Genomic DNA, 24,249 nt, shown 5'->3' with positions numbered 1-24,249 from the left:
GTGGACAATTATTTTAGTTGGATGTTGATAATGTGTATAAGTTGTTAATATGCACCTAGACCAACGCAAGGTTATCCACATATTTATTCTACATAATTATATATATGCCCCCTTCCCTCTGTGGATAATGTGAATAACTATAGTATATTCCCACCTTTCACAATATGCTTTCTTTCTTCATACAATAAAGGGTATTCGTTCGCATGAAAAAATCGACAGGGGTGTTTATAAATTTGGCTTACGAAATTACAAGAGACTATATACGTACTGGTAACTCACGCTCTGGACAACGTATTGGGACTGTACGATTTATAGTAAGTCATGATACTGGTAATCCTGGCTCAACTGCTTATGGTAATCGAAACTATTTTAATAACCAACAACCTTCTGCATCAGCACATACATTTATAGATGATAAGTATATACTTGAGATTGTTCCATTGAGCGAGAAGGCATGGCATGTACGTTCAAACGTTTCAGGAGACAATTCCCGTTATGGTGCTAATTCAAATGATGCTGCAATTGGGGTAGAATTGTGTCACGGAGGTAAAATTAACTTTCAACAGGCATATAATCGTTACGTTTGGTATCATGCTTATCTATGCGATAAATTTAATTTATCTCCAAGATCTCATATTATAGCTCACGCAACTTTAGATCCCTCAAGACGGACAGATCCAATAAACATTTTAAGATCACATGGTATTTCCTGGTCTATGTTTATAGACGATGTTGCCGAAGCATTACAGAACGTTAACGGGGCCACTCCTACTCCATCAACACCTTCCCCTAAACCACCAAACACGTCGAAGCCACCTACACCAGTTGTAAAAGGATCGACAGTTAAACTACCAATCGGTGAAGGCGATTCTGGAGCATTTGTCCGTGATATCCAGCAAGAGTTAATAAAAGCAGGATACAGACTTCCTCGTTATGGGGCAGATGGAACGTTTGGAGATGAAACCGAAAATGCAGTAATGCGATTTCAAAGGAATTTTGGACTATCAGTTGACGGCTTGGTCGGCCCGATCACTTTAAATAAATTACAAGAAGTTAATCACCAAAGAATCTCCACATCAGACTTTCCTTTACCAACAGGGGTTTTACAAGTTGGTAGTGAGGGTGAAGGTGTCAGACAGGTTCAAAGAGCTTTAAAAGAAATAAATTTCAATCCCGGTGCCATTGATGGAATATATGGAGCAAATACTCAGGATGCAGTGAGAAGATTCCAATCGATGTATGCAGCATTATCAACTGATGGCATTTATGGACCTAACACACGAAAGTTTATCAGAATGGAATTAGATAATTAATAGAAAATTTATGTATAAGCTTCTTAAAAGCCACATAAAGTATAACTACACCATGAAGAAACAACACGAAAAAACACGCTACTCTTTTAGAGTGGCGTGTTTGCCGTTATAAAACAATTCCCACTTACTCTTATATCTTGATGCCATAAACACCTTTGGGCCTCACAACAGCCCATCACTCTTAACTCTGTACTAAATCGCCTTTATATAATCTATATTTTTTAAGAGTTACATTAATTTCTTTTGCGATTTTTTTTAATTCACGCTCTTCTCTCTCCGTTACTAGAGAAACAATTGTTCCAGAGGCTCCCTGTCTGCCCGTTCTTCCTGAGCGATGAACATACTGGGAAGAGTTTGCTGGTAGATCGACATGGATAACATGTGAGAGACCAACAATGTCTAACCCTCTAGCCGCTACATCTGTTGCCAGTAATAGACCTTGATTGTCATTTCTTAAACTTTTTAAAGCTGCTTCCCTTGCTTCCTTTTTCGTATCGCTATGTAATAAGTGTAAATCAACACCCTTAAATTCTAGCTTATCAGCAATTACATCTAGGTTACCAATATCTTTAACAAAGGCTAAAGCCTTCATCCGAACCGTTTTCGCTAATCTTTCGAGCATGATAATCTTTTCTCTCTGATCACATACCAGATAGACATGTTCAACATCTCCTACTGGTACTTCTTCAAGAGCGATTTTAATAATTTCTGGAGTTACCTTCATTAGATCTCTTGCCTTTGATTCAGTGCTAACATTTAACGTTGCCGAAAATAACACAACTTGTCGATCATTTGATGTTGTTTTGATAATATCCTTAATCGTATTTTGATGTTCAGGAGTAAGTAACTGATCACCTTCATCTAATACGATTGAATTAACTGCATGCAGTTTTAACTTCTTTATTTTGATTAATTCTTGAATTCTACCTGGAGTCCCGACAATCACTTGCGGGCTCTTTTTAAGTTTTTCAACCTGCCGCTTAATATTTGCACCGCCAATAAGCGCAATACTTGTTATATCACTACCATCTGACCACTTTTTGATTTCTTCAAAAATTTGCATAACAAGCTCTCTTGAAGGTGCAAGAATTAACACTTGGGCATTCTTTTTGTTCTCATCTATGTGATTAAGCAATGGTAGGACATATGCGAGTGTCTTACCTGTACCAGTTGGTGATTCGGCAATGACATTTTTCCCTTCTAAGATTAGAGGAATAGATTTTGACTGAATCGCAGTCGGTACCTGAAAATCAACCTTTTCCCAGTTAGTTTGAATGAATGATTTAACATCCGTTAAAAAATTCGCTTGTGTCATCTAGTTTAGTCTCCTTTAAAATATACTTAATCGTTTATCATTTCCTCATAAAACTTTACGAGTCAATTTATATTATCTTCTTTTTAGAAGTAGCTATTATTAAGCGTGTCAGTATGATTTATGTATAGAATTTGCCTATTCTAGCAACAAAATTTGTATGTAGCATGAATTGAAAGTCAACCATTATAGTACAGCTATTTACCTATAAATGCAAAGACATTCTGTATAAGGGTTTGAACTGAATTTTTCCACTGGTTATGGGGTTTATTACCAAGGAGGATACTAGTTATTTCGTACAAACTAAAATCGACTATGAAAATAAGGAGGCAATACTTTGAACAACAATAAGCAACCTTTCCAACCACCTGATACGGGAAAACTCACAAATCCCAATTATGCTTCTGAAAACGATGATCGAACGAATGCATTAGAACAAAAAGCAAAAAAACGACAACAACAAAAATAAAAAATAAATGCAGAAAAGAGAAACGTCCTTTTAGCGACTTATGAACTGAAGCCTATCTTAAAAGATAATGGAACACGAAAAGAGGTAACTATTCGATGTTACTTTATATCTTAGGGAGTTCATAAGTCGCTGGGTGTTTATTTCAGACAATTTTTTCGGTCATACATACCTCACCCTAGTTCGTTTATTTATCGGATACTTTCCAATCCAAGTCATGATGCACCTCAACTACAGGGATCATTGGTTTAGGAACTTGTCCCTTCGCTACTGGCTTAGCCACATAAGCAAAGTCACCGGTACCATCAGGTGCGCTTCCTTTTGCCCAAGGTCCCTCACCAGATTCTTCTCCCTCAGAAAGGTTCCAAAATTCATAAGCATCTGGCTGTGATTCTAGCTCTGCTTCTGCTGGGAACGAAGCTGGTACGACAACGCCGTTTTTCTCCTCTAATTCTTTTATCGCTTCCAACCATTGATATTGATGGTATCGGTCACGAGCTAACATTTTTCGGAATGTAGCACGTACACCTTCGTCCTTTGTCATATGGTATAACCTAGCAACTTGAAGTCTACCTTGACTCTCAGCATGTAAATTCGCACGCATATCTGCTAATAAATTTCCACTTGCGACAATATATGAACCATTCCATGGTACCCCGTTGGAATTAGTTGGCAAACCGCCAAGACCACTCACAAGTAAATGCTGTGGATTCATTCCTCCCATGATAGCCGCTGTAACTGGATCTTTTGCAGCTTCTGATTGATCTTCTGGAGAGGCATTATCAAGCAACTGACTAATAAGTGAACAAAGCATTTCAACATGTCCAATTTCCTCTGTTCCGATGTCCATTAACATATCCTTATACTTTTCTTCCCCTCGGCAATTAAACCCTTGGAACAAATATTGCATCATAACGGTCATTTCTCCAAATTGCCCACCCAATATTTCCTGTATTTGACGAGCAAGCATCGGATCAGGACGATCAACCTTTACTTCAAATTGTAATTCCTTTTGATGACGAAACATAGAATCTCCTCCTCAATTAATCATAAATATCAAATGCAATCATGCATCTATATCGTCAATTCCCTCCTATATTCGATAAAAAACGATTTAGAAGGATTTTATAACTAAAGTACTATGTATCTAAAGGAAGTAACAATTTATCAATATAAAATGGGTTTACATCCCATAAATAACCTATAATTGGTGTAATACGAAAAATAAAAAATAGATGGGAAGAAATCCAAAATGAATACTATTAATGACATGATTATGAAGATTTCGTCTGTATTTTCACAGTTAGAAGAAGTGGAAGGTGTTGTACTCTCTGGCTCTCTTTCAACAAATACCCAAGATGAACATTCTGATATAGATTTGTATATTTATAGTGTTCAAGAAATCCCTACCAGTACACGAAAAAAATTGTTAGAACCGTTTTCGGATTATATGGAGATTAATAACCAGTATTGGGAAACAGAAGATGATGGAACGCTAATTGAACCCAATATTGGTATAGATATTATATATAGAAATTATACGTTGATTGAAAACGAACTAATGAAAACGGTAGTGAATTTCCAAGCTCAGGTCGGCTACAGTACATGCATTTGGAGTAATTATTTAAATTCCAAAATACTATATGATCGAAATGGACAATTAAAGAAACTACAGAATAGAATTAACGTAACCTTTCCAAAAGAATTAAAAGAAAATATCCTTAACAAAAATTACCCTTTATTACGAGACAGTGTTACATCCTACTATTTTCAAATCGAGAAAGCTCTAAAAAGAAAAGACTACATAAGTGTCAATCATAGGGTTGCTGCATTACTTGCAAGTTACTTCGATATCTTATTTGCGATTAACGAGTGGCCACACCCTGGAGAAAAGAAATTAATTCAGACCGCACAAAAAACATGCAAATATCTCCCAGATAAGATGGAAGAAAACATAATCATGATTCTTAGCAACAATACCATAACACTATTAAGTGACATAAATGATCTGGTTGACAGCGGTTATAAGAATTGCATTTAACATAAACAAGCAACGTCCCAACCGAAGTTGAACGTTGCTTGTTTAATAGTTTGATATTGTTTATCCAGCTTCCTTAGCATCCTCTTTGTTTGGTTTATCAACAGTTTTCTTTCGATCCACTCTAAACTGACCAAGTCCGAGCTCTTTTGCTTCCTGTTTTAAGGATTTAAGTAAGCTGACTACCATCAACACCATTATTACAGAAAATGGAAGAGCTGCAATAATCATTGTGTTTTGAAGTGCTAGCAGGCCCCCAGAATAAAGGAGAGCTATAGCAGTTATCGAGAGAAAGACTCCCCATGTAACTTTAATCGGTGTACTTGGATTTTGAGATCCATTCGTTGTCATCATACCTAGAACAAACGTACCAGAGTCAGCCGATGTAACAAAGAACGTAACAATGATCAAAATAGCTAAAAGGGATAACACCATACTTATTGGAAACCCTTCTAACACCCCGAAAAGGGATTCCTCTGCAGCTAATGAAGAAATCGAAAGCAATCCTGAAGATTCCGTGACAATGGCTGCACTCCCAAAGGTTGAAAACCAAAGGAAACCAATAAGTGACGGAACGAGTAAGACACATACAACAAACTCACGAATCGTTCGACCCTTTGAGACTCTAGCAATAAACACACCAACAAATGGAGCCCATGCAATCCACCATGACCAATAAAAGATCGTCCACCCATTAATCCAGGTACGTCCCTCTTCGTTCAGGGGTGCAATTCGAAAACTCATGTTAATGAAGTTTTGCATATAAGCCCCTATCGTATCCGTAAATAAGTTAAGTGTAAAAAGTGTAGGTCCAAAAACAAATACAATCAAGAATAGGACAGCCGAAAGCCCCATATTCAAATTACTCAGGATCTTAATTCCTTTACTTAGACCCGTTAAAGCCGAAATCATAAATAAGGCTGTAACAACGAGAATGATGATGGTTTGGCTTGTCATCGTACTAGGTACTCCAAATAGGTAGGACAGTCCCCCGTTAATTTGCATGGCACCAAATCCCAAAGTAGTAGCGACCCCTATAACAGTAGAAATGACCGCAATGACATCAATCGCCTTCCCGACAGATCCATCCGCATGTTTCCCAATCAGCGGTCGTAAGGTTCGACTAATTAAGCTCAGTTCCCCTTTTCTATAGGTAAAATAAGCCAGAGCCATTGCAACCGAACCATAGATTGCCCATGCATGGATACCCCAATGAAAGAAAGTAAACCTCATCGCATCCTTAATACCTTGATTAGTGCCCTCTTGCCCTGTAGGAGAACTAATGATGTAATGGCTAATTGGTTCAGCTGTACCATAAAAAATTAACCCAATCCCCACACCTGCACTAAAAAGCATCGCAAGCCAAGTTGGACGAGAAAACTCAGGCTTGTCCTCCTGTTTCCCGAGCTTAATCCGGCCAACTGGACTCACTAATAAATAGAAGCACACAAACACAAACAACGAAACAACCACAAGGTAATACCACCCAAATGAATCCGTAATCACCCCTTGTGTACTGCTCGTGATACGTTCTAACGATGCTGGCATCGTGATTCCCATTAAAACAAGACCAGCCACTAATGCTAATGATACATAAAAAACAATTGAAGCATTTTTCATATTTAATTTTAACTCCCATCTTTGATCTATTCGCAGAGGGCCTTACTTCGATTGGTGAACATATAAAATGCAAAACCACATGATAAAAGTATTTTTTGTGAAGTAATACTAACGGAACGAACCCTTATAAATTGCGTTATTCATTTACTCTTAACTACGACATTCTTATTAACGTAAAGTTACCATTGTCCATCTGTTTGGGTATTGGATAATTAGATAGATTGAATACGGCAGAGGTATTTAGTATAGATCAGGTTAAAGGTTATTTAGGGGAATGTTTAAACTATACCAAAAAGTACTAAACCAATCACATACGAAATACAAGCTTATTTAATGCTCTAGTCTTACTATCGCTTCGTAGAAGGGGTAATCATGACATATTCTTAATATAACTCTCGGATCCTCTCTATATAGCCGATATTCAAGAAATAGTAGTCCTTTGCGGCTTTAGTTCCTAATCTCACTCTTTTTAGTTTAGTATAGATTGTACATAAGTTATTTGAGATTTCATTCCATTAAGTGGGCCTTTTCAAATATGGTGAAGTAAAAAATAGCCGTGAAGGTTTTGAATCTTATTCAAGGTCAACCTTTTCTGAAACAAAGAAAGATGGACTCCCATTTATTTATCGTTACGAAAAGGTAATCAAAAAATTGACGTTATTGCGCAAACAAATTATTGGTATTAGTAAAGATTAGTATTTCGGTAATATATAAATCTAATAGTAGTTAAATATTAGATTTTTACCATATACGTTTATAGTTTACATAATGCCAACTATAAAAAGTTAGAGAAAGAGTCAAACCCTTGTTAGATAGGAGGTTGATTCCTATTGTTTTTTTATCGTTTATACAAGGTTTTACATCGTTGATTTATCAACGATTCTAGCTTCTTTAGAAGCATGCTAAATTCATAAAAAAGTAGAGTTTTATTCATCCTCATATGTATTTACCCTTTTATCTTAATAAAAACCCTTGAATTGATACGAATAATGAAAATAAAAATACACTAACAAATAAACAACCAGTCACTTTTCGCTTTTTTCGAAATTCTTCTAATCCTATAACTAACATCATTAAACCTAAGAAAAATGTAATAATATGGTTGAAATCAAAATTTTGAGTAATTAATCCAAAGGCAGCAAGCAAAAATAACTACTACTGATAAAACATAACGTGAAATTTCCAATTAACAATCACCCTCTTTTGGTTTTGAGCTACCAAAACGGTGGCTCTTATTGCAAACTGTTCATTAACCCAATAATTTCCCTAATCAATTATAATAATTTATAATGGTTGTGGATGGGGGCCTAATTTACAATGAAAAATGGCAATATAATAACTACATTAAAAAACTATGCAAGAAAATTAAAACAAGATTTATTCGTTATTTACCTATCATACAAAGATGATAGAACTCCTTGGTACGCAAAAGCTGTGGCAATTTGCGTAGTCGCATACGCTTTTAGTCCAATTGATTTAATCCCTGACTTTATCCCCATTTTAGGGTACCTTGATGACCTAATTCTTGTTCCTCTAGGAATCTCCCTTGCCTTAAAATTAATACCTCCTCTTGTTACTGAGGAAAATCGGGAAAAAGCTAATGAGATGCAGAAGGATAACAAACCAAAGAATTGGTTTGTTGGCATTCTCTTTATTTTAGTTTGGATTTTTCTTGCAGTTTGGATCTATAAATTGATAATTGACCTTACTTCTTGAGAATTATTACTACGCATTTCTATCTTCTACACATACCTTGGGTTAACATTCTTCGCGGATATTCGTTAGAAACTTTGACTGCTTACGAACCTTATTTTCATTTTCCACCTCATTCGGCATATTTCCCCAGAAATAATTGTCGTTCTTTAAGGTATTTATAAGAACTTTGATTCAAGTAAACCAATAAAAAATTGCCTCTCCACTACTATTATTAGTCGTTTTCATACCATTACTCAGACACAACAATTATTGAAATAACCTTATATAAAGATGTTCTGCAATATTATGAGTTGGTTTCAATATGAACATTCCCCTTTAAATATTGCTTTATTTCCTTTTTGTTTCGGAGTATGACTATATTTTTACTATCCTTTAAATCTTGTAATCGCACAGCCAATGTTTTTTTGCGATGATAATAAGTTCGATAAATATAGTTCAAGAATCCAAAATCCATTTTCTCCTCACATCCATTTGCTCTGTCGGGTCGCTCCTTACCGATATTAATCAGCCACCTCTTCAAAACACGGAATAAGCAAACAGCTAATGGTAGTTCCAAATAGATAATTGTATCGGCAGATTCTTCTCTTAAGTCGAACGTTCTACTGTAGTTCCCTTCGATTATCCATTCTGGTTTCCTTACAATTTCCTTTTGCCTTGTAGAAAATATCTCTATTGACGCCTCCACCCAGTTTGGTTCCCAAAAAAGACTATCAAGATGATACACATCTATTTGTAAGATGGTTGAAAGCTTCCGAGCGAATGTTGATTTTCCTGCTCCTGCTGAAACTCCAATAACCATTATTTTTTTCACAAAATCAACTCCTTCTTTGAAATTAATATTTATATTAATTCAAGTTATAGAAAAAAAAACTCTTAGTGAACTTTTAGTTTTGGACAAATTTTCGAAGGGTATATCAAAATAGCCGCATAAGGTATCAACTTTGAAGAATGGGGGACTATCTATGATTAAACGTATTCAATTTAAAAAGGCGCTTGAAATCAAGAAGGAATTATCAACCATTTCAAATGATTGTGACCTTGCATATTCAGCCTGGATCAAGGAAAGGAACAATACCGAATTGTTTCATGAATATCGAAACCTTCTAAAAAAACGTACAGAAGTTATTGAGAGGTATAAATCATCATATTTGGTCATTAAATGAAGACTTTTCTCGGAAACAGGAGGCTAAAAAGAGCTGACTTCTAACGATCTAAAGTCAGCCGCTTTTCTCCTATCTATTTAGTAGGCTCTTTTCTAAAAGTTTGTTGCTCTAGTACGAATAAAAATCGACTTTTGGATTTTTATGATCTAAATTGAAGCTATGTCCAAAGGGATATCAGAGTAATTTAGCGAAAAGAGCACGAAGATATACTTAAAACGTGTACATTAGTACTTTGTACGGAAAACAACAATCTTTGCGAAAACAGTCATTTAGTAAATTAAGGTGCTCTGTATACCCATTAAATAGTTTTTCTTGTACTAATTTTTCTAAGAAAGCTTCTGTAGAAAAACCACTTTTAAATAGTTACCTTCTTTAAATTCCTTAATTGTTTTAAAATCCTCTGGGAGGCTAAATTCCTCAACGATTTTATAGCTTCCCCCTGCTTCTTTAAAGGCCTTTTCGATAAACCCTTTAAATTTGCTCATACCAAAGGTACTACAATTCGAGGAAGCAACAATTACTCCATTTTTCTTAGTAATTGAAATCGCCTGCTTTAATAAGTCAGGATAATCTTTACCCGCACTAAATGTATGTTTTTTCGAACGCGCAAAACTCGGTGGGTCAAGAATAACCACATCAAAACTAAGTTTCTTTCTTACAGCATATTTAAAATAGTTAAAAACATCTTCAACTATTATATCTTGTGCTTCATGATCAAGATGATTTACACTAAATTGTTCAACCGTCTTAGCCTTACTGCGATTTGCCAAATCAACACTTGTTGTTTTATCCGCACCACCTAATGCTGCAGCAACAGAGAACGCGCCTGTATATGAAAATGTATTAAGTACATGCTTTCCATTTGAATATTTATCGCGAATTGTTTTACGGACATCTCTTTGATCAAGGAAGACCCCCACCATCGCACCATCATTTAAATAAATCGCAAACTGAATGCCATTTTCCTTTACGATCAGTGGAAACTGCGCTCTTTCTCCTGAAACGAAATCATCGTCCTCGATATATGTACCTTTCACGTCAAACCGCTTTTTTTCGTAAATCCCCTTGACGTTAACTACATCTGTTAAGGCTTTTATTATTTGATCCTTAAATTGGTAAGCACCCTCACTATACCAACTTGTCACATAATAGCCCTCGAAATAATCAATTGTTAATCCACCAAATCCATCCCCTTCACCATTGAAAACACGAAATGCTGTTGTCTCAGAGTCATCAAAGAGAGATTTGCGATAGGCTACTGCAGAATTAATTTTCTCGATAAAGAAGCGTTGTTCAATCTCCTCGTTTGGATTTCTCGTTAACACCCAGCCGATTCCTTTATTTTGCTTCCCATAGTATCCTCTTGCTAGAAATTGATTTTTCTCGTCAATGAGGTCGATAATACTTCCCTCGTTTATAAGTACATCTGAATTAGTAATTGCATCTCGGTTAATAAGCGGAAATCCCGCTTTAAACTGCTTAATTGAATTTGGTTTTACTTTTATTCGTATTGACTTATTCATTTCATTCACCCATTCATTCTTATAAAATTTAAAACGTCGTCTTTTACCATCATACCCATTTTTGCTTAGGAAAGAAAATATAGAAAGGACGAAAAGGTCAGACCTCTTCAAAACCAATGTTAAGCTCCAGCGAATAAGCTGCCTAATGCTTGATCATGATTTAGAGGTCTGACCTTATAAACGATTCATTTAGGATGGATCTTACACCCACCACATTTCTGAAGGGGAATCATTAATTAAAACTTGTTTAAGATTAGTTACTGCTCGCTCAAAGCCTTCATCAATCGACATGATTGGATCTTCATGCTCAATACTTACAACATAATCGTAGTTGTATGTACGAAGGGCGCTCATGATGTCACTCCATTCAGTCAGACTATGACCACAACCAACAGATCTAAACGTCCAAGCTCTTGTTTGTACCTCTCCGTATGGTTGCATATCTGTTAATCCGTACATGTTTACATTGTCTTGATCAATATACGTGTCTTTTGCATGGAAATGATGGATTGCATTCGCTTTACCTAAAATCTTAATTGCGGCAACAGGATCAATTCCTTGCCACCATAGATGACTTGGGTCTAAGTTAGCGCCAATTGCATCACAAGTTGCTTCACGAAGTTTTAGAATTGTATGAGGTGTGTGCACCAAGAATCCTCCGTGTAATTCTAAACCAATTTTAACATGATGCTCTTCCGCATATTGGCCTACTTCTTTCCAATAAGGAATCAATTTTTCTTCCCATTGCCATTTTAAGACATCACCAAAGTCATTTGGCCAAGGTGTAACAGGCCAGTTCGGGTATTTTGCATCTTCATGATCACCAGCTGTTCCTGAAAATGTGTTAACAACTGGCACATTTAGCAATGAAGCTAGTTTAATTGTTTTTAATAATGTTTCTTGACAATCCTTAGCAAACTCTTTATCTGGAGAAATTGGATTTCCGTGACAACTAAAGGCACTTATGATCAAATCGCGCTCTTGTACTTTAGCTAAGTACTCACTACGCTTCTCTTCGCTTTCTAATAAAGCATCTAAATCACAATGTGTGTTTCCTGGATAACCACCTGTACCGATTTCAACTGCATGAAGACCAGAAGCTTTTACATGATCTAACATATCCTCAAAAGATTTATCGTTAAAAAGAACTGCAAATACACCCAATTTCATTGTTTTTCCTCCTCGTATTATCTTTTCTATTTATTAATTATCTTTTGGCTGTTTTCGGAAACTTTGTTGCTATTTGCAAAGTAGTGCGGTGTGGTTGATTTCCGCTCCAGTTGCTCATCTTAAGCGGGGAGGGCGGGTGGTGACCCGCCTTGGCGGTGATCCTCCTCGGCGTAAACGCCTGTGGGGTCTCACCTGTCCCGCTACTCCCGCAAGAGTCTCGCACATCCGCTCCAATCAACCTTAAATAGTTTTCTTTTAAAAAAACAACGATCTCTTAAAAAATAGAGCCTATCTTTTTAAGCAAATACTTTAGCAATTGTCTTCGTTTCATTTGATTTAAGTGCTGCAATGATTACGGCTAATGACTTCATGCCTTCCTCACCTGTAATGAGTGGTTCTGTATTGTTTAGAATAGATTCAACAAAATGATCGATTACGTGAGTCGTATTCTGACCGCCTTCATCATTTGACTGGATTTTCCCAAGCTCATAATTAACAACTTCTCCGTTTGTATATTGTGCAATTAATGAATAGTTTGGATTTTCTTCTAAACGAAGAATTGCCTTTTCTCCATAGATAATTGTTGAATTATCTTCTTTTGCTGTATAAGACCAACTAGCTGCAAGGGTTCCGATTATCCCACTTTCAGTTTTTAGCGCACAAACTGCCGTATCATCTACATCAGCAAACTCTTTCGCTGTCGTTTCGATAAATGCACCAACCTCAACAATTTCTTCTCCTAATAAGTAGCGGAGTAAATCAGTTTTGTGAACACCTAAATCACCCATTGCACCGATATATGCCTTATCCTTTTCAAAGAACCAGCTTTCTTTCCCATCAATGCTCCAACCTTCAGGACCAGGGTGACCAAATGCAGTTCGGAAACTATAAATCTTACCAACTTCGCCACTTTCAATTAATTGACGTGCCAATTGATGTGATCGAACAAAACGTTGGTTGTGAGCAATCATTAATTTCTTTTCATTTTTAGCTGCTGCTGCAATCATTGCATCTGCTTCTTCTTGAGAAGTAGCCATTGGCTTTTCACATAAAACATGTAAACCATTGTTTAATCCTTCAATTGATACAGGAGCATGTAAATAGTTTGGTAGACATACGCTAATTGCATCTACTTCACCACTATGGATTAATTCTTTATAGTCGGTATACGCTTTTACATTATATTTAGTTGCTACTTCGTTTACACGGTCCTCAACAATATCACATACTGCCACTAGCTCAACCTCTTTATTTCCTGCATATTCTGGAAGATGACGAAATTGTGCAATACTTCCACAACCGATAACACCAATTCTTAATTTTTCCATTTTATAATTCCTCCTAATGATGATCGTTTCTACTTATCTCTTTACTTATTTAATAATGACTAGAAAATTAGATTAATCGAAGCACTATTCCTTTTGTAAACTAAACTCATTTACTATCCATTACTTAGCTGAAATTGTTTCTAACGGTTTGGCATTTCCATAAATAGGGCGCTTACGGTCAACTGGCTTTACATAGTTGACAGCATTTTTAATGACTTGTTGCACTTGTTCATTATGATAAGTTGGATAAGTTTCATGACCTGGTCGGAAGTAAAAGATCTTACCGTTACCACGTTTAAATGTACAACCGCTTCGGAATATTTCTCCACCTTCAAACCAGCTTGTAAAGATCAATTCATCTGGTGCAGGAATATCAAAGTGTTCTCCATACATTTCTTCCTTTTCCAGTTCAATGTACTCACCGATACCTTCTGCAATTGGATGAGTTGGATCTACCACCCAAAGGCGTTCTCTATCATCCGCTTCACGCCATTTCAAATCACAGCTTGTACCCATTAGTGTTTTGAAAATCTTAGAAAAGTGGCCTGAGTGAAGGACGATAAGCCCCATTCCATCCAATACACGTTGTTGGACTTTGTTGACAATTTCATCTGAAACTTCATGGTGTGCAAGATGTCCCCACCAAACCAACACATCTGTGTTTTGTAAAACTTCATCTGTCAGTCCATGCTCGGGTTCATCTAACGTTGCTGTTCTTACTTCATTGTTGTCACTTTGTAAAAATTCAGCAATCGCGCCATGAATTCCTTGAGGATATATTTCACTTACAACTGGATTTTTCTTTTCATGTCGATTTTCATTCCATACAGTTACATTTGTCATCATTATCCATCCTAACTAGTAAATTTTGTTGTAATCTATTTGACAAGTAATTGATTGAATCTTTACTACTTCATCCTGAATTTTTTCAAAAACTCTAACTTTTAGTAGTTGACTCTCGAATGACTAGTTCAACAGGTAGCATAATTTGTCGTGGCTGTTTATCTTTCTTTTCTGTCACTTCAATTGCTGTTTCAGCAGCTACTGCACCTTTACGGAACACATCCTGACGTATTGTTGTTAAACTCGGTGATGAATACCTGCTAATCATTAAATCGTCAAAGCCGACAATTGAGATATCGTCTGGAATTCTTTTCCCATGATCCTTAAGCGATTTCATAATCCCTAATGCGGAAATATCTGATGAAGTAAAAATAGCTGTCATTTGTTGATTCTCAGCAATTCGCTTGCCAATTTTATAGCCATTTTCAAAGGAATTATACCTTCCCTCTATAATCATACTCGGACTAAATTCAATGTTTGCTTCAGATAATGCCCGTTTATACCCCATGAAACGTTGACCATCAACAGCACGATCAACTCTACCATTAGGAATAAACGTTATTTTTCGATGTCCTAACTCAGTTAGATGCTTTGTGGCTAAATATCCTCCATGTTCATCATCAATTCGAATGTTATGATAAAGGTTTGCCAAGTCTTCGAATGAATCGATAAATACAATGGGAGTAGACAGCGTTTTCATTTCTTCGAATACCTTGTGTGGAAATCTTCCTAGAACAAGAAGGACATCCAAATTACGTTTCATTACCCAGTTCTTACATTCCTCTGCCTTAGAGATACCTGAAATGAGAAAATCATAGCCTTTTTTCCGACATATGTATTCCACTCCGCTCACAAGCTCACTAATGTAGTGATTTTCTTTAAACAATGGTGCTAAAGAATCCTCTACTAGTGGCATAATAATGCCAAGCATTTTGGATTTTCTCTTTGACAGACTGATAGCTGTGAAATCTGGTTGATAATTTAATTCTTCAATTGCAGATAAAACTCTCTCTTTTGTTTCTTCTGATACCTTATTTACTCCGTTAAGAACATAAGATACTGTTGCAGATGAAACGCCAGCAAGTTTAGCTACGTCTCGTATTGTTATTCTCTGGTTCATTTTACCTCCGGTTAAGCGGTTAACTAACTTAAACACATTATATAATAGCCATCATAGAAGTTCAACGACTAATTTTGTAGAATGCTGTCTTTTAATTGAGTTTATTTCTAACTATTTGTTGGTTTGATTGCAACTTTATGAAGTTTAGGCTACTCTAAATAAGGAAATAGTGAAACTATCTGAATGGAGGAATACCATGAACGGACAAGAAAGAAAACATATTTCTGCAGGAATACTTGTTAGAATTGTTCTAAAACAGGATCAAAAATCTGGAAAATTAACAGAAGGAACGGTAAAAGATATTCTAACTAACTCTAGCTCTCATCCCCACGGTATTAAAGTGCGCTTAACAGATGGACAAGTAGGTAGAGTGAAGGAAATTCTAAAGTAGAGATACTTTTGAATTTCCTTTCAGCTAATTGTGAAAATAACTTTTCATCTTCAACTACTAGGTAAAGCTTTTTAAATCTCCTCCTAGCTCTACTGGAACACGTAAACCTAGGTATTCTAATTTATCTCCACCTAAAGGGATAATTCCACTCATTTCTATAGGAAGAAGTACTTGTTCTTTACCATTGCCTTTTCTTCTTCGGGTCATCTTACCAAATCAAGTTCATAACCTAGCCAAGGTGGGCCTTAACTACTTCGCTTGACAACTTTCTCTAATAACCAATTCTGTACTCAATACTGCCTTTAACGGAATCGTCCGACCCTGTATTCGATCATACAATAACTTTACTGCTGTTTTCCCCATTTCATTTGTTGGGATTTTCACGGTTGAAAGCGGAGGATTTAAAAATTCAGCTGCCTCAATATCATTAAAGCTAATAATGGAAATATCCTGTGGAACATTGATTCCAGATTCATGAAGTGCTCGCATAGCCCCGATGGCCATCGGATCTGATCCAACAACAAATGCTGAGGGTAAGTTCCCATTCCCTATAGCTTGCTTCATCAATTGATACCCACCATTTGCACCCCAATCTCCAATATAAACATGCTCCGATTTTAAGAGTCTCTCTTTACGCATGACAGTCTCAAACGCCAGTTTCCTAATATCCTCAACTTCTTTCGTTGATCGGTAATCTTGAATACTAGTAAAACGATCATTCCCGCCTATGTATCCAATTTCAGTATGATTTAACTGGATTAAATAATTGAGAACATCCTCTGTCGCGCGATCTAAACTAGACGCGACAACATCATATTCCCCTGTTTCTGGTAAATGGTTCAAAAAAACAATGTGTTTATCCTGTAAATAAAGCTCTTTTATTGAAGATGGATCTATAGCACCAATTATTATTATTCCATCTAACTCCTTGAGTACGGATAGAGAAGCTTCATTACCAGGTCTGATTACCTTTTTAATTCTTAAAGGAAGTTTTTCACAGGCCATCTCTACACCACCTCGAATTGACATAAAATATGGGTCATGAACCTCTCCCTCTTGAGTTACCTCAGATATAATCCCAATATTGTATATGTCCATTTCTTTTTTATGGGCTTTTTTCTTCGAACGCCGATAATTCAGTGATTGTGCAGCATCTAACACTCTTTTTCTAGTTTCTTCCCCCACGGATAATGTTTCGTCATCATTCAAAATCCTTGAAACGGTCGCTGACGAAACTCCTGCCAAAGTTGCTATATCTTTTATCGTTGCCATCATTATCACCATACTTTTTAGCTTTTTAGTAAAGTTTACCTAACCTTTTCCTCACTACCTTAATATAACAAATAGCATCCGCTTACAAAAGTCCTTATACTTGACTGCAATTTAAAACCCTTTCGTTATGTTTAGTAAATTGATTCTATTTACCTTTATTCTTAGCTGTCTGACCACCCTTTTCCTCGCTTCTTTTTCGCTTATGAACAAAAAAGAGAGACTTATCACATAAAGGATTAACCTCACTTAAACCTAAGCAGTCAGACCTTTATATAAGAAGTCTCTTACTATTATTTTATGCTTATCTAAGAAATCGCTGTTTTCGTAAAGATTGTGCTTTTCCATACAAAGTATGAATTACACGTTTTAAGGATATCTTCGTGCTCTTTTCACTAATTCAATCTAATATCCCTATTAAGATAGCTTCAATTAGTACTAGAACAACAAACATTTAGAAAAGAGCCTAAGAAATAGATTTTAGTTTGTTTGACTTACCTGTATAACTTAATACGATCCCTAAGACTACGCCAACAATAGCTGGAACAATCCAATCTAATCCCATTGATGAAAACGGGAGAATTTCTCTAACTGATTGCACTGGACCCAAATCAAGACCGAATGCATTTAGTCCGCCAATTACAGCAAAGACGCCTGTCAATAAAAGCGTACTTCCGTATACTCTTTTAGGGTTTTTAAAATAGCGATTAAAGAAAGTTAAGGCAATTAATACAATTGTTAAAGGATAAGCTGTGACTAAAAAGGGTACTGAAAACTTTAAGATTTGATTTAATCCAAGATTAGATAGTGTGAAGCCTACCAATGTAACAACTAATACAACTGTTTTGTAATTGAGCTTTGTGACCAGATTCGAAAAGTATTGCCCACAGGCAGTTGTTAATCCTACCACCGTTGTAAAACATGCTAATGTAAAAATAATACCAAGCAGTGTTTTACCACTTTGCCCAAATAAAACTGTTGAGGTAGCTGAAAGAATATCTGTGCCATTTACAAACGAGCCATTGGTAGCCATTTTTCCACCAATTAACCCTAGACTGATATAAACAAAGGATAATAACGCACCTGCGATTAAGCCCGCCTTTAAAGTATACCTTGTTAGCTGCCTTCTTTCTGTTATCCCTCTTTGTTGAATCGAGGTGAGAATAACAATACCAAATGCTAAGGCCGCGAGAGCATCCATGGTATTATAGCCTTCAATAAAACCCTTTGAAAAAGCACCCGATTGATATTGAGCTGATGGAGCTTGTAATGGGGCATCAAGCATGATAAAACCAACGACACATAAGGCGATTATTGATATTAAAAGGATTGGAGTTATCCAACGACTCATGTATCTTTCCATTTTTTCTGGATTTAAACTAACGACATAAACGAGTGCAAAAAACACAAATGTAAATAATAACAAGACGAAGGAAGAATGAACAGTCTCATTTAAAAACGGTTTAATCCCCATTTCATATGCAACATTTGCATTACGGGGTATAGCTAAGAATGGCCCGATAGATAAGTAAATAACCACCATAAAGACTGTACTGAATATAGGATGAACCCTATTCCCAATCGTCTGAACTCCACCTTTTACAAGCGAGACTGCATACAAGACAGCAAATGGCAGTCCAACTCCAGTGGCAATAAATCCTAGCATTGCAGCCCAAAAGGATGTTCCTGATTCCGCTCCTAAAAATGGTGGAAAGATTAGGTTTCCTGCTCCAAAAAACATCGAAAATAGCATAAGTCCAATTAATAATGTATCTAGTTTTCTCAATATATACCCTCCTGACATTTCTTCTAAAATAAAGACTTTCTCTCATATAGCATTACCTTTAGTGATGATTTAAAGAGGTAGTCCTCGGCAACTCACATGTAGAAATGTTTCTACTAAAAAAACTCATCCCTTGTATAGGGACGAGTTTTTACTCAAGTTACCACCCTTTGTTTCTTAACGACCAACTATGAAAAATCGACAATCCCAGCCTTTAGATGCCGTTTCATTTACTCATTCTTACCTTTGTATATTTAATTATCCTAAGATAATTTATCAAAGAGGAAAAAGACTGTCAATATATATTGGATGTTAACTCAATAATAGTTATTTCTGCATTGCCATTTGTGCATTCAATATTATACCTAATAAAAAACAATTTATGGGATTGACTTCCATTTTGTATTAGTGTACTATCCAATTAGTACACTAATACAAGGGAGATTACTTATGAATCCTATACAAGGTTTATTGAAGAAGGATTATCGAATTTCAAAGTGGATGTTTTTAACGTCTTTAGTTGTTTTTTTGCTTTTTATGGCCTTTGGCTTTGGGCTTTCAACTTATTTCAAACAACAAGCCGGTACATTGCCAATTTTTATCGTTTCGGCATTTATCATGATCTTTTTCGCACCGATTATGATGCTTTCTATGTTAAGAATAGAAGCGAAAAATCAGCTTTGGCTTTATAGCCCTCGTTCAAGTTTAACCCTGATCCTATCTAAATTTGCGGTTATCATTTCCTACCAGCTTGTCATTCAAATTCTCTTGACCCTTTACGCTGCAATCAGTATGTATCTATTTGGTAGCAGTGCCTATGAACAGATTGAGATTGGTATTTTCATTCAAGCTTTAAGTGCTCTTAACTTATGTTTATTACTAACAGGAATTGCACTTAGTTGCTGGGCTACCTTTTATTGGGCTGTTTATCATTCATTAACCAGATATCCAAAAGTTAAACCCTTCCGATGGTGGATTATCATTCTCATGTTTTTTGCTTATAACCTCTTGGAAACATTCTTGCTAAAAATCGATAGTCTTTATGCGTTCATGATGCGTTATCAAATCAAAGATGTCTTCCCTATCCCTTTCTTAGAATATGAAAATGAGAATTGGAGTGTTTCATTTTCAGCTATGGAATCAATACCGATTGCACCACTTATCTATTATGCATGTTTATCTATTACCCTCGTAATAGTAGCAGCTAGATTACTTGAGCGGAAAGTAGAGGTGTAAGATGTGACTGAACAATTCCAATCATCGAAGCCTATATATATGCAGATTGTCGACAAGATTGTTGTTGAGATTATTAATGGAAAACAACAGCATGGTGATAAATTGCCATCTGTGCGAGAAATGGCTGTACAAATGGGAGTAAACCCAAACACGATTCAAAGAACGTATAGTGAATTGGAAAGGATGGGTATTGTGGAAACGAGAAGAGGACAAGGAACATTTGTTGTAGAAAATCAAGAGTTACTAAATGACATAAAGGGTTCAATACAAGCAGAGATTATCAAAGACTTTGTTAAGCAAATGAACGAAATGGGTGTGTCAAAGGAACATATGATTCGTTATCTTCAGGATTATCTTGAGGGGGGAAAATAAGATGTCTATCCAATTAATTGACGTTGAGAAAAGCTATGGCAACTTACAAGCAGTAAAGAAAGCAAATATTACCTTCGAAAAGGGGAAAATTTACGGACTACTTGGTCCAAATGGCAGTGGAAAGTCAACAATCTTAAAACTCATAACTGGTTTGTGTTTTCCAACTAGTGGATTGATAAAGGTGAATAATCAAGAAGTGACCAGAAAAACCTGTCAAACTGTTGCCTATTTAACTGAACTAGATATGTTTTATGATACGTTCACAGTTAAAGAAACAATTGATTATGTCGCAAGTCAATTTTCTGATTTTAATTATCAGAAGGCAGAAAAATTAGTCATAGAGATGAAATTAGATCCTACTAAAAAGGTGAAATCATTATCAAAGGGAAATCGAGGACGTTTAAAACTAGTGACAACACTAGCTAGAGACACCAATGTGATCCTGCTTGACGAACCCTTTTCTGGTTTAGATCCAATGGTTAGGGATTCTATCGTCAAAAGCCTGCTTCAATATCTCGATTTTGAGAATCAAGTATTGCTTATCGCTACACACGAAATTCAAGAAATTGAACCACTTCTTGATGAAGCCATTGCTATCTACTATGGAACGATTATTGGCCATGAAAATGTTGAAGCTTTACGTGAAGAACAAGGTCTCTCTGTTCTGAATTGGTTTAAACAAATAGTAATGAAAGTTGAGGATGGCATATAAATGGAGAATATATTAACACTAAATCAAGTATCAAAAACAATTAAAGGGAAAAAGATCATCAATAATTTAAGCTTTTCTGTAAAAAAGGGAGAAGTATTCGGATTTTTAGGCCCCAATGGTGCTGGAAAAACAACAACCATCAGAATGATTGTCGGTTTAATGGAAATTGGTGAAGGAGATATCACTGTTTGTGGAAAAAGTATAAAAGAGGATTTCGAGGGAGCTGTTCATCACATCGGTGCAATTGTTGAAAATCCTGAAATGTATAAATTCCTAACAGGTTATCAAAATCTTATGCAATACGCACGAATGCACCAAGGAATTACCAAGAACAAAGTGAATGAAGTTGTCGATCTGGTTCGTTTAACGGAGAACATTCATAATAAAGTCAGAACTTATTCGTTAGGTATGAGACAGCGCCTGGGCCTAGCACAATGCTTATTACATGATCCTAAACTATTAATTTTGGATGAACCAACAAATGGCTTAGATCCAGCTGGTATTCGAGAAATACGTGATCACCTTAAAATGTTAACTGCAAAAGGAATGAGTGTGATTGTATCTAGCCACTTACTTTCTGAAATGGAAATGATGTGCGACCGTATAGCCATTATCCAAAAAGGTGAACTTACAGCAATTCAAAGTATCCACGAAATGGTAGATGATAACCAATTACTCTATCAATTTGAGACAGGTACACTCGGTAGCACAGCTAAATGGCTGCAACAGGAATGGAATGCAACCACCCTTCCTACAGGGTTTACCATCCAAGCAAGCAAGGAAAAGATTCCATTGTTAATAAAACAACTAATTGAAGAAGATATTTTAATTTACTCTGCAAAACATGTTTCAAAAACACTAGAAGACCGATTCCTTGAAATAACCGAACAAGGGGGTAAACAAATTGTTTAAACTAATAATAAATGAATGGCTAAAAATTTTCAAAAGACCTGGTTCGTTCGTAATGATTGGATTATTGGCATTATTCATCTTAGGTTTAGGTGCGTTTACCAAATATGATGAGATGAAAAATCCACCACAAGACTACCCCGAATGGAAACAAGAATTAGAGAATCTGATAACTTCTGATCGAGAAGCCTTAGAAGAAGCTGGAGATCATAATTCGAATCTAAAAATGTACTATGAAAGAGAAATTGCACTGAATGAATATAGAATTCAACAAGATATTTCGCCACAAACAGAGAACAATATTTGGTCGTTTGTTGAGAAAGCTCGACCAATAATAGACTTTGCTGGAATTTTTACGATCATTATCGCAGCAGGTACGATTGCATCAGAATTTTCATGGGGAACTGTAAAATTACTGCTCATTCGACCAATAAGCCGCTCAAAGATATTGTTGTCAAAATATCTAACAGTCCTATTATTCGGCCTTCTGCAATTGGTGTTCATCTATGCCCTTTCAGCAATAGTCGGCCTACTATTGTTTGGTTTACCTTCTAGTGAACTTTCAAATCTGATTTTTACAAATGGAGAAGTTTTAGAACAAAATATTGTCTTTTATACAGTCAGTCAATATTTGCTTGCAACCGTTGATATAGTCATGGTTACGACACTGGCATTTATGGTTTCAGCTGTATTTCGTAACGCTTCACTTGCCATCGGATTATCATTATTTCTATTATTTATGGGTAATACGGTCATGATGTTACTTGCAGGCCGCTTTGAATGGACAAAGTACTTTTTATTCGCTAACACTGACTTGACCGTCTACTTTGACGGAGTTCCACCTATTGAAGGAATGACTCTTACCTTTTCGATCATCATGCTAATAGTCTACTTTATCATTTTTCACCTACTTGCCTTTTCAGTATTTAGAAAAAGAGATATTACAGCTTAATTGATAAGTAGATATGAGATTAGATTCATTTTCACATGAATTAGGGAAACTAATTAAAAGCTCTAGTAAAATAATCCTGATGAAAGGATCTTCTAAATTTGAAGATCCTATTTCACATGGCCGATAAGGGATTTGATGTATCTAGTTTTGTATAGAGTACACATTTGGTTCTGTGAATTAAGGAATACAAAAAGACAACTATTTATTTTAGTGGAACTTTAGTCAAAGTCATTCGTAATGTTATTTAAAGATTTTGATAGTTGGAGGTGATCAGTTGGAAGTAAATCCACAAACGTCTCATAGTATTGAAGTAGTTACCAAGAAAGAAATTAGTATAAGGAAAGTGCTAAACATTTATGGAGCCTTTACTTTTCTTGGGTTATTAGTGTCCATTTATACTGTTCCACTAACGATTAGTGGAGATATGGAATTTATTCGTCATGAAATGGAACCTAAGTATATAAAGGAGTTATTATTATTCGTCCTTGTAAGTGCTTTTCCTTACTACTTTTTAGTGAATATATACTTCATAGGGCATTTATGGAGAAAAGTGTTTTTTGCAACGTTAATTCTTCTTTTCAGTTTTAGTATTTTTATTATTTATTATCTCCTTCACTATCCAACACCTCACTAGAAAAGAACATATCAAAACAACAAAAGGCCCACTCAATAATGATGAGGAGGCCTTTTGTTTATATTTATCATAAATCAAGGCTGATTTCGCAAAGATTGATTTTTGTAGAAAGTACAATTATACGTAACTAGACTTGCTTGATGATGGGTTTCATTTTTAGGTAAACTTTGCTTGTTCAACATTTTTGTTGTGAACTAAGGTTAAGATATTGGCTTTTTCTTTGGTGATGGATTCCTTTAATAGGTAAAGATCCTAGTGCCGCTTGTACAGTGAACTTGATTTTGAAATAAGTTAACTCATTTCGTGGATTACATTGTCTGTTTTTTTAAAATGGATTCCATTAATAGGTAAAAATCCTAGTGCCGATTTTTACTTGGTT

Annotated in this window: 25 protein-coding genes and 1 pseudogene; 13 read left to right on the top strand and 13 right to left on the bottom strand. The window is 35.8% G+C overall.

The genetic code is table 11. The features are described 5' to 3' along the window. Positions 1-203: 203 nt before the first annotated feature. Both AC6CHR_RS23205 and AC6CHR_RS23200 read left to right on the top strand, forming a co-directional pair. A pseudogene (locus AC6CHR_RS23205) lies at positions 204-734 on the top strand (peptidoglycan recognition protein family protein); the annotation flags it as partial. Then, complete coding sequence (locus AC6CHR_RS23200; protein WP_498251522.1) at positions 717-1,313, top strand: peptidoglycan-binding domain-containing protein; 597 nt, start codon at positions 717-719, stop codon at positions 1,311-1,313. The pseudogene AC6CHR_RS23205 and the gene AC6CHR_RS23200, both read left to right, overlap by 18 nt. A 181-nt stretch (positions 1,314-1,494) precedes the next feature. Here the strand turns inward: AC6CHR_RS23200 and AC6CHR_RS23195 are convergent, their stop codons facing one another. Beyond that, complete coding sequence (locus AC6CHR_RS23195) at positions 1,495-2,628, bottom strand: DEAD/DEAH box helicase (protein ID WP_498251471.1); 1,134 nt, start codon at positions 2,626-2,628, stop codon at positions 1,495-1,497. A gap of 334 nt (positions 2,629-2,962) precedes the next feature. Here AC6CHR_RS23195 and AC6CHR_RS23190 point away from each other — a divergent pair, with 334 nt between their 5' ends. Further along, on the top strand, positions 2,963-3,094 hold the full coding sequence (locus AC6CHR_RS23190; RefSeq protein WP_498251469.1) for a hypothetical protein: 132 nt from the start codon (positions 2,963-2,965) through the stop codon (positions 3,092-3,094). Between the two features lie 184 nt (positions 3,095-3,278). Here the strand turns inward: AC6CHR_RS23190 and AC6CHR_RS23185 are convergent, their stop codons facing one another. After that, positions 3,279-4,118: a manganese catalase gene (locus tag AC6CHR_RS23185; RefSeq protein WP_498251467.1), complete on the bottom strand. Its 840-nt coding sequence runs from the start codon at positions 4,116-4,118 to the stop codon at positions 3,279-3,281. Between the two features lie 225 nt (positions 4,119-4,343). Here AC6CHR_RS23185 and AC6CHR_RS23180 point away from each other — a divergent pair, with 225 nt between their 5' ends. Further along, entirely contained in the window at positions 4,344-5,132 is a 789-nt protein-coding gene (locus AC6CHR_RS23180; RefSeq protein WP_498251465.1) for a nucleotidyltransferase domain-containing protein, read from the top strand. A gap of 60 nt (positions 5,133-5,192) precedes the next feature. On the opposite strand, the gene AC6CHR_RS23175 is transcribed toward AC6CHR_RS23180, so the two are convergent. Together AC6CHR_RS23175 and AC6CHR_RS23170 are read right to left on the bottom strand one after the other, a co-directional pair. Continuing rightward, the gene (locus tag AC6CHR_RS23175; protein WP_498251463.1) at positions 5,193-6,749 is read right to left on the bottom strand and encodes a glycine betaine uptake BCCT transporter; all 1,557 of its coding nucleotides are present in this window, start codon (positions 6,747-6,749) and stop codon (positions 5,193-5,195) included. Positions 6,750-7,703: 954 nt separating this feature from the next. Further along, complete coding sequence (locus AC6CHR_RS23170) at positions 7,704-7,895, bottom strand: YczI family protein (protein ID WP_498251461.1); 192 nt, start codon at positions 7,893-7,895, stop codon at positions 7,704-7,706. 171 nt (positions 7,896-8,066) lie between these two features. On the opposite strand from AC6CHR_RS23170, the gene AC6CHR_RS23165 reads away from it, so the two are divergent. After that, on the top strand, positions 8,067-8,465 hold the full coding sequence (locus AC6CHR_RS23165) for a YkvA family protein (protein WP_498251459.1): 399 nt from the start codon (positions 8,067-8,069) through the stop codon (positions 8,463-8,465). 283 nt (positions 8,466-8,748) lie between these two features. Here the strand turns inward: AC6CHR_RS23165 and AC6CHR_RS23160 are convergent, their stop codons facing one another. Continuing rightward, complete coding sequence (locus AC6CHR_RS23160) at positions 8,749-9,276, bottom strand: P-loop NTPase family protein (protein ID WP_498251457.1); 528 nt, start codon at positions 9,274-9,276, stop codon at positions 8,749-8,751. A gap of 151 nt (positions 9,277-9,427) precedes the next feature. On the opposite strand from AC6CHR_RS23160, the gene AC6CHR_RS23155 reads away from it, so the two are divergent. Beyond that, positions 9,428-9,628: a hypothetical protein gene (locus tag AC6CHR_RS23155; RefSeq protein ID WP_498251455.1), complete on the top strand. Its 201-nt coding sequence runs from the start codon at positions 9,428-9,430 to the stop codon at positions 9,626-9,628. Between the two features lie 326 nt (positions 9,629-9,954). Here the strand turns inward: AC6CHR_RS23155 and AC6CHR_RS23150 are convergent, their stop codons facing one another. From AC6CHR_RS23150 to AC6CHR_RS23130, 5 genes are all read right to left on the bottom strand, one after another. After that, the gene (locus tag AC6CHR_RS23150) at positions 9,955-11,151 is read right to left on the bottom strand and encodes a class I SAM-dependent rRNA methyltransferase (RefSeq protein ID WP_498251453.1); all 1,197 of its coding nucleotides are present in this window, start codon (positions 11,149-11,151) and stop codon (positions 9,955-9,957) included. A 201-nt stretch (positions 11,152-11,352) separates the two neighbouring features. Further along, a complete protein-coding gene (locus tag AC6CHR_RS23145) occupies positions 11,353-12,321 on the bottom strand; it encodes a sugar phosphate isomerase/epimerase family protein (protein WP_498251451.1) in 969 nt (322 codons plus the stop codon). 296 nt (positions 12,322-12,617) lie between these two features. Beyond that, positions 12,618-13,649, bottom strand: coding sequence for a Gfo/Idh/MocA family protein (locus tag AC6CHR_RS23140; RefSeq protein ID WP_498251449.1), 1,032 nt, complete (start codon positions 13,647-13,649; stop codon positions 12,618-12,620). A gap of 120 nt (positions 13,650-13,769) precedes the next feature. Then, positions 13,770-14,492, bottom strand: coding sequence for a ThuA domain-containing protein (locus tag AC6CHR_RS23135; protein ID WP_498251447.1), 723 nt, complete (start codon positions 14,490-14,492; stop codon positions 13,770-13,772). 94 nt (positions 14,493-14,586) lie between these two features. Next, complete coding sequence (locus AC6CHR_RS23130) at positions 14,587-15,612, bottom strand: LacI family DNA-binding transcriptional regulator (RefSeq protein ID WP_498251445.1); 1,026 nt, start codon at positions 15,610-15,612, stop codon at positions 14,587-14,589. A gap of 196 nt (positions 15,613-15,808) precedes the next feature. Here AC6CHR_RS23130 and AC6CHR_RS23125 point away from each other — a divergent pair, with 196 nt between their 5' ends. After that, complete coding sequence (locus tag AC6CHR_RS23125; protein ID WP_498251443.1) at positions 15,809-16,003, top strand: YwbE family protein; 195 nt, start codon at positions 15,809-15,811, stop codon at positions 16,001-16,003. Positions 16,004-16,060: 57 nt separating this feature from the next. On the opposite strand, the gene AC6CHR_RS23120 is transcribed toward AC6CHR_RS23125, so the two are convergent. The 3 genes from AC6CHR_RS23120 to brnQ form a co-directional block, all read right to left on the bottom strand. Continuing rightward, positions 16,061-16,210 (bottom strand): hypothetical protein, encoded by a 150-nt coding sequence (locus AC6CHR_RS23120; RefSeq protein ID WP_498251441.1) that lies wholly within the window; start codon positions 16,208-16,210, stop codon positions 16,061-16,063. Positions 16,211-16,252: 42 nt separating this feature from the next. Continuing rightward, positions 16,253-17,275 carry a LacI family DNA-binding transcriptional regulator gene (locus AC6CHR_RS23115; protein WP_498251439.1) on the bottom strand — a complete coding sequence of 341 codons (1,023 nt, stop codon included), beginning with the start codon at positions 17,273-17,275 and terminating at the stop codon, positions 16,253-16,255. Positions 17,276-17,738: 463 nt separating this feature from the next. Continuing rightward, positions 17,739-19,058 carry a branched-chain amino acid transport system II carrier protein gene (gene brnQ / locus AC6CHR_RS23110; RefSeq protein ID WP_498251437.1) on the bottom strand — a complete coding sequence of 440 codons (1,320 nt, stop codon included), beginning with the start codon at positions 19,056-19,058 and terminating at the stop codon, positions 17,739-17,741. 447 nt (positions 19,059-19,505) lie between these two features. Here brnQ and AC6CHR_RS23105 point away from each other — a divergent pair, with 447 nt between their 5' ends. The 6 genes from AC6CHR_RS23105 to AC6CHR_RS23080 all read left to right on the top strand — a co-directional run bounded on the left by AC6CHR_RS23105 (position 19,506) and on the right by AC6CHR_RS23080 (position 23,870). Next, positions 19,506-20,291 (top strand): hypothetical protein, encoded by a 786-nt coding sequence (locus tag AC6CHR_RS23105; protein ID WP_498251436.1) that lies wholly within the window; start codon positions 19,506-19,508, stop codon positions 20,289-20,291. A 3-nt stretch (positions 20,292-20,294) separates the two neighbouring features. Beyond that, complete coding sequence (locus AC6CHR_RS23100) at positions 20,295-20,663, top strand: GntR family transcriptional regulator (protein WP_498251434.1); 369 nt, start codon at positions 20,295-20,297, stop codon at positions 20,661-20,663. A 1-nt stretch (position 20,664) separates the two neighbouring features. Next, positions 20,665-21,375 (top strand): ATP-binding cassette domain-containing protein, encoded by a 711-nt coding sequence (locus tag AC6CHR_RS23095; protein WP_498251432.1) that lies wholly within the window; start codon positions 20,665-20,667, stop codon positions 21,373-21,375. Then, positions 21,376-22,287, top strand: coding sequence for an ABC transporter ATP-binding protein (locus AC6CHR_RS23090; protein WP_498251430.1), 912 nt, complete (start codon positions 21,376-21,378; stop codon positions 22,285-22,287). Beyond that, positions 22,280-23,236: an ABC transporter permease gene (locus tag AC6CHR_RS23085; protein WP_498251428.1), complete on the top strand. Its 957-nt coding sequence runs from the start codon at positions 22,280-22,282 to the stop codon at positions 23,234-23,236. Before AC6CHR_RS23090 ends, AC6CHR_RS23085 begins: the two co-directional genes overlap by 8 nt. A 274-nt stretch (positions 23,237-23,510) precedes the next feature. Then, positions 23,511-23,870, top strand: a complete 360-nt coding sequence (locus tag AC6CHR_RS23080) for a hypothetical protein (protein ID WP_498251427.1) — start codon at positions 23,511-23,513, stop codon at positions 23,868-23,870. Positions 23,871-24,249: the final 379 nt, after the last annotated feature.

This window comes from Metabacillus sp. GQ13 (assembly GCF_059758525.1).
This window is presented reverse-complemented; position numbering and strand designations above follow the sequence as displayed.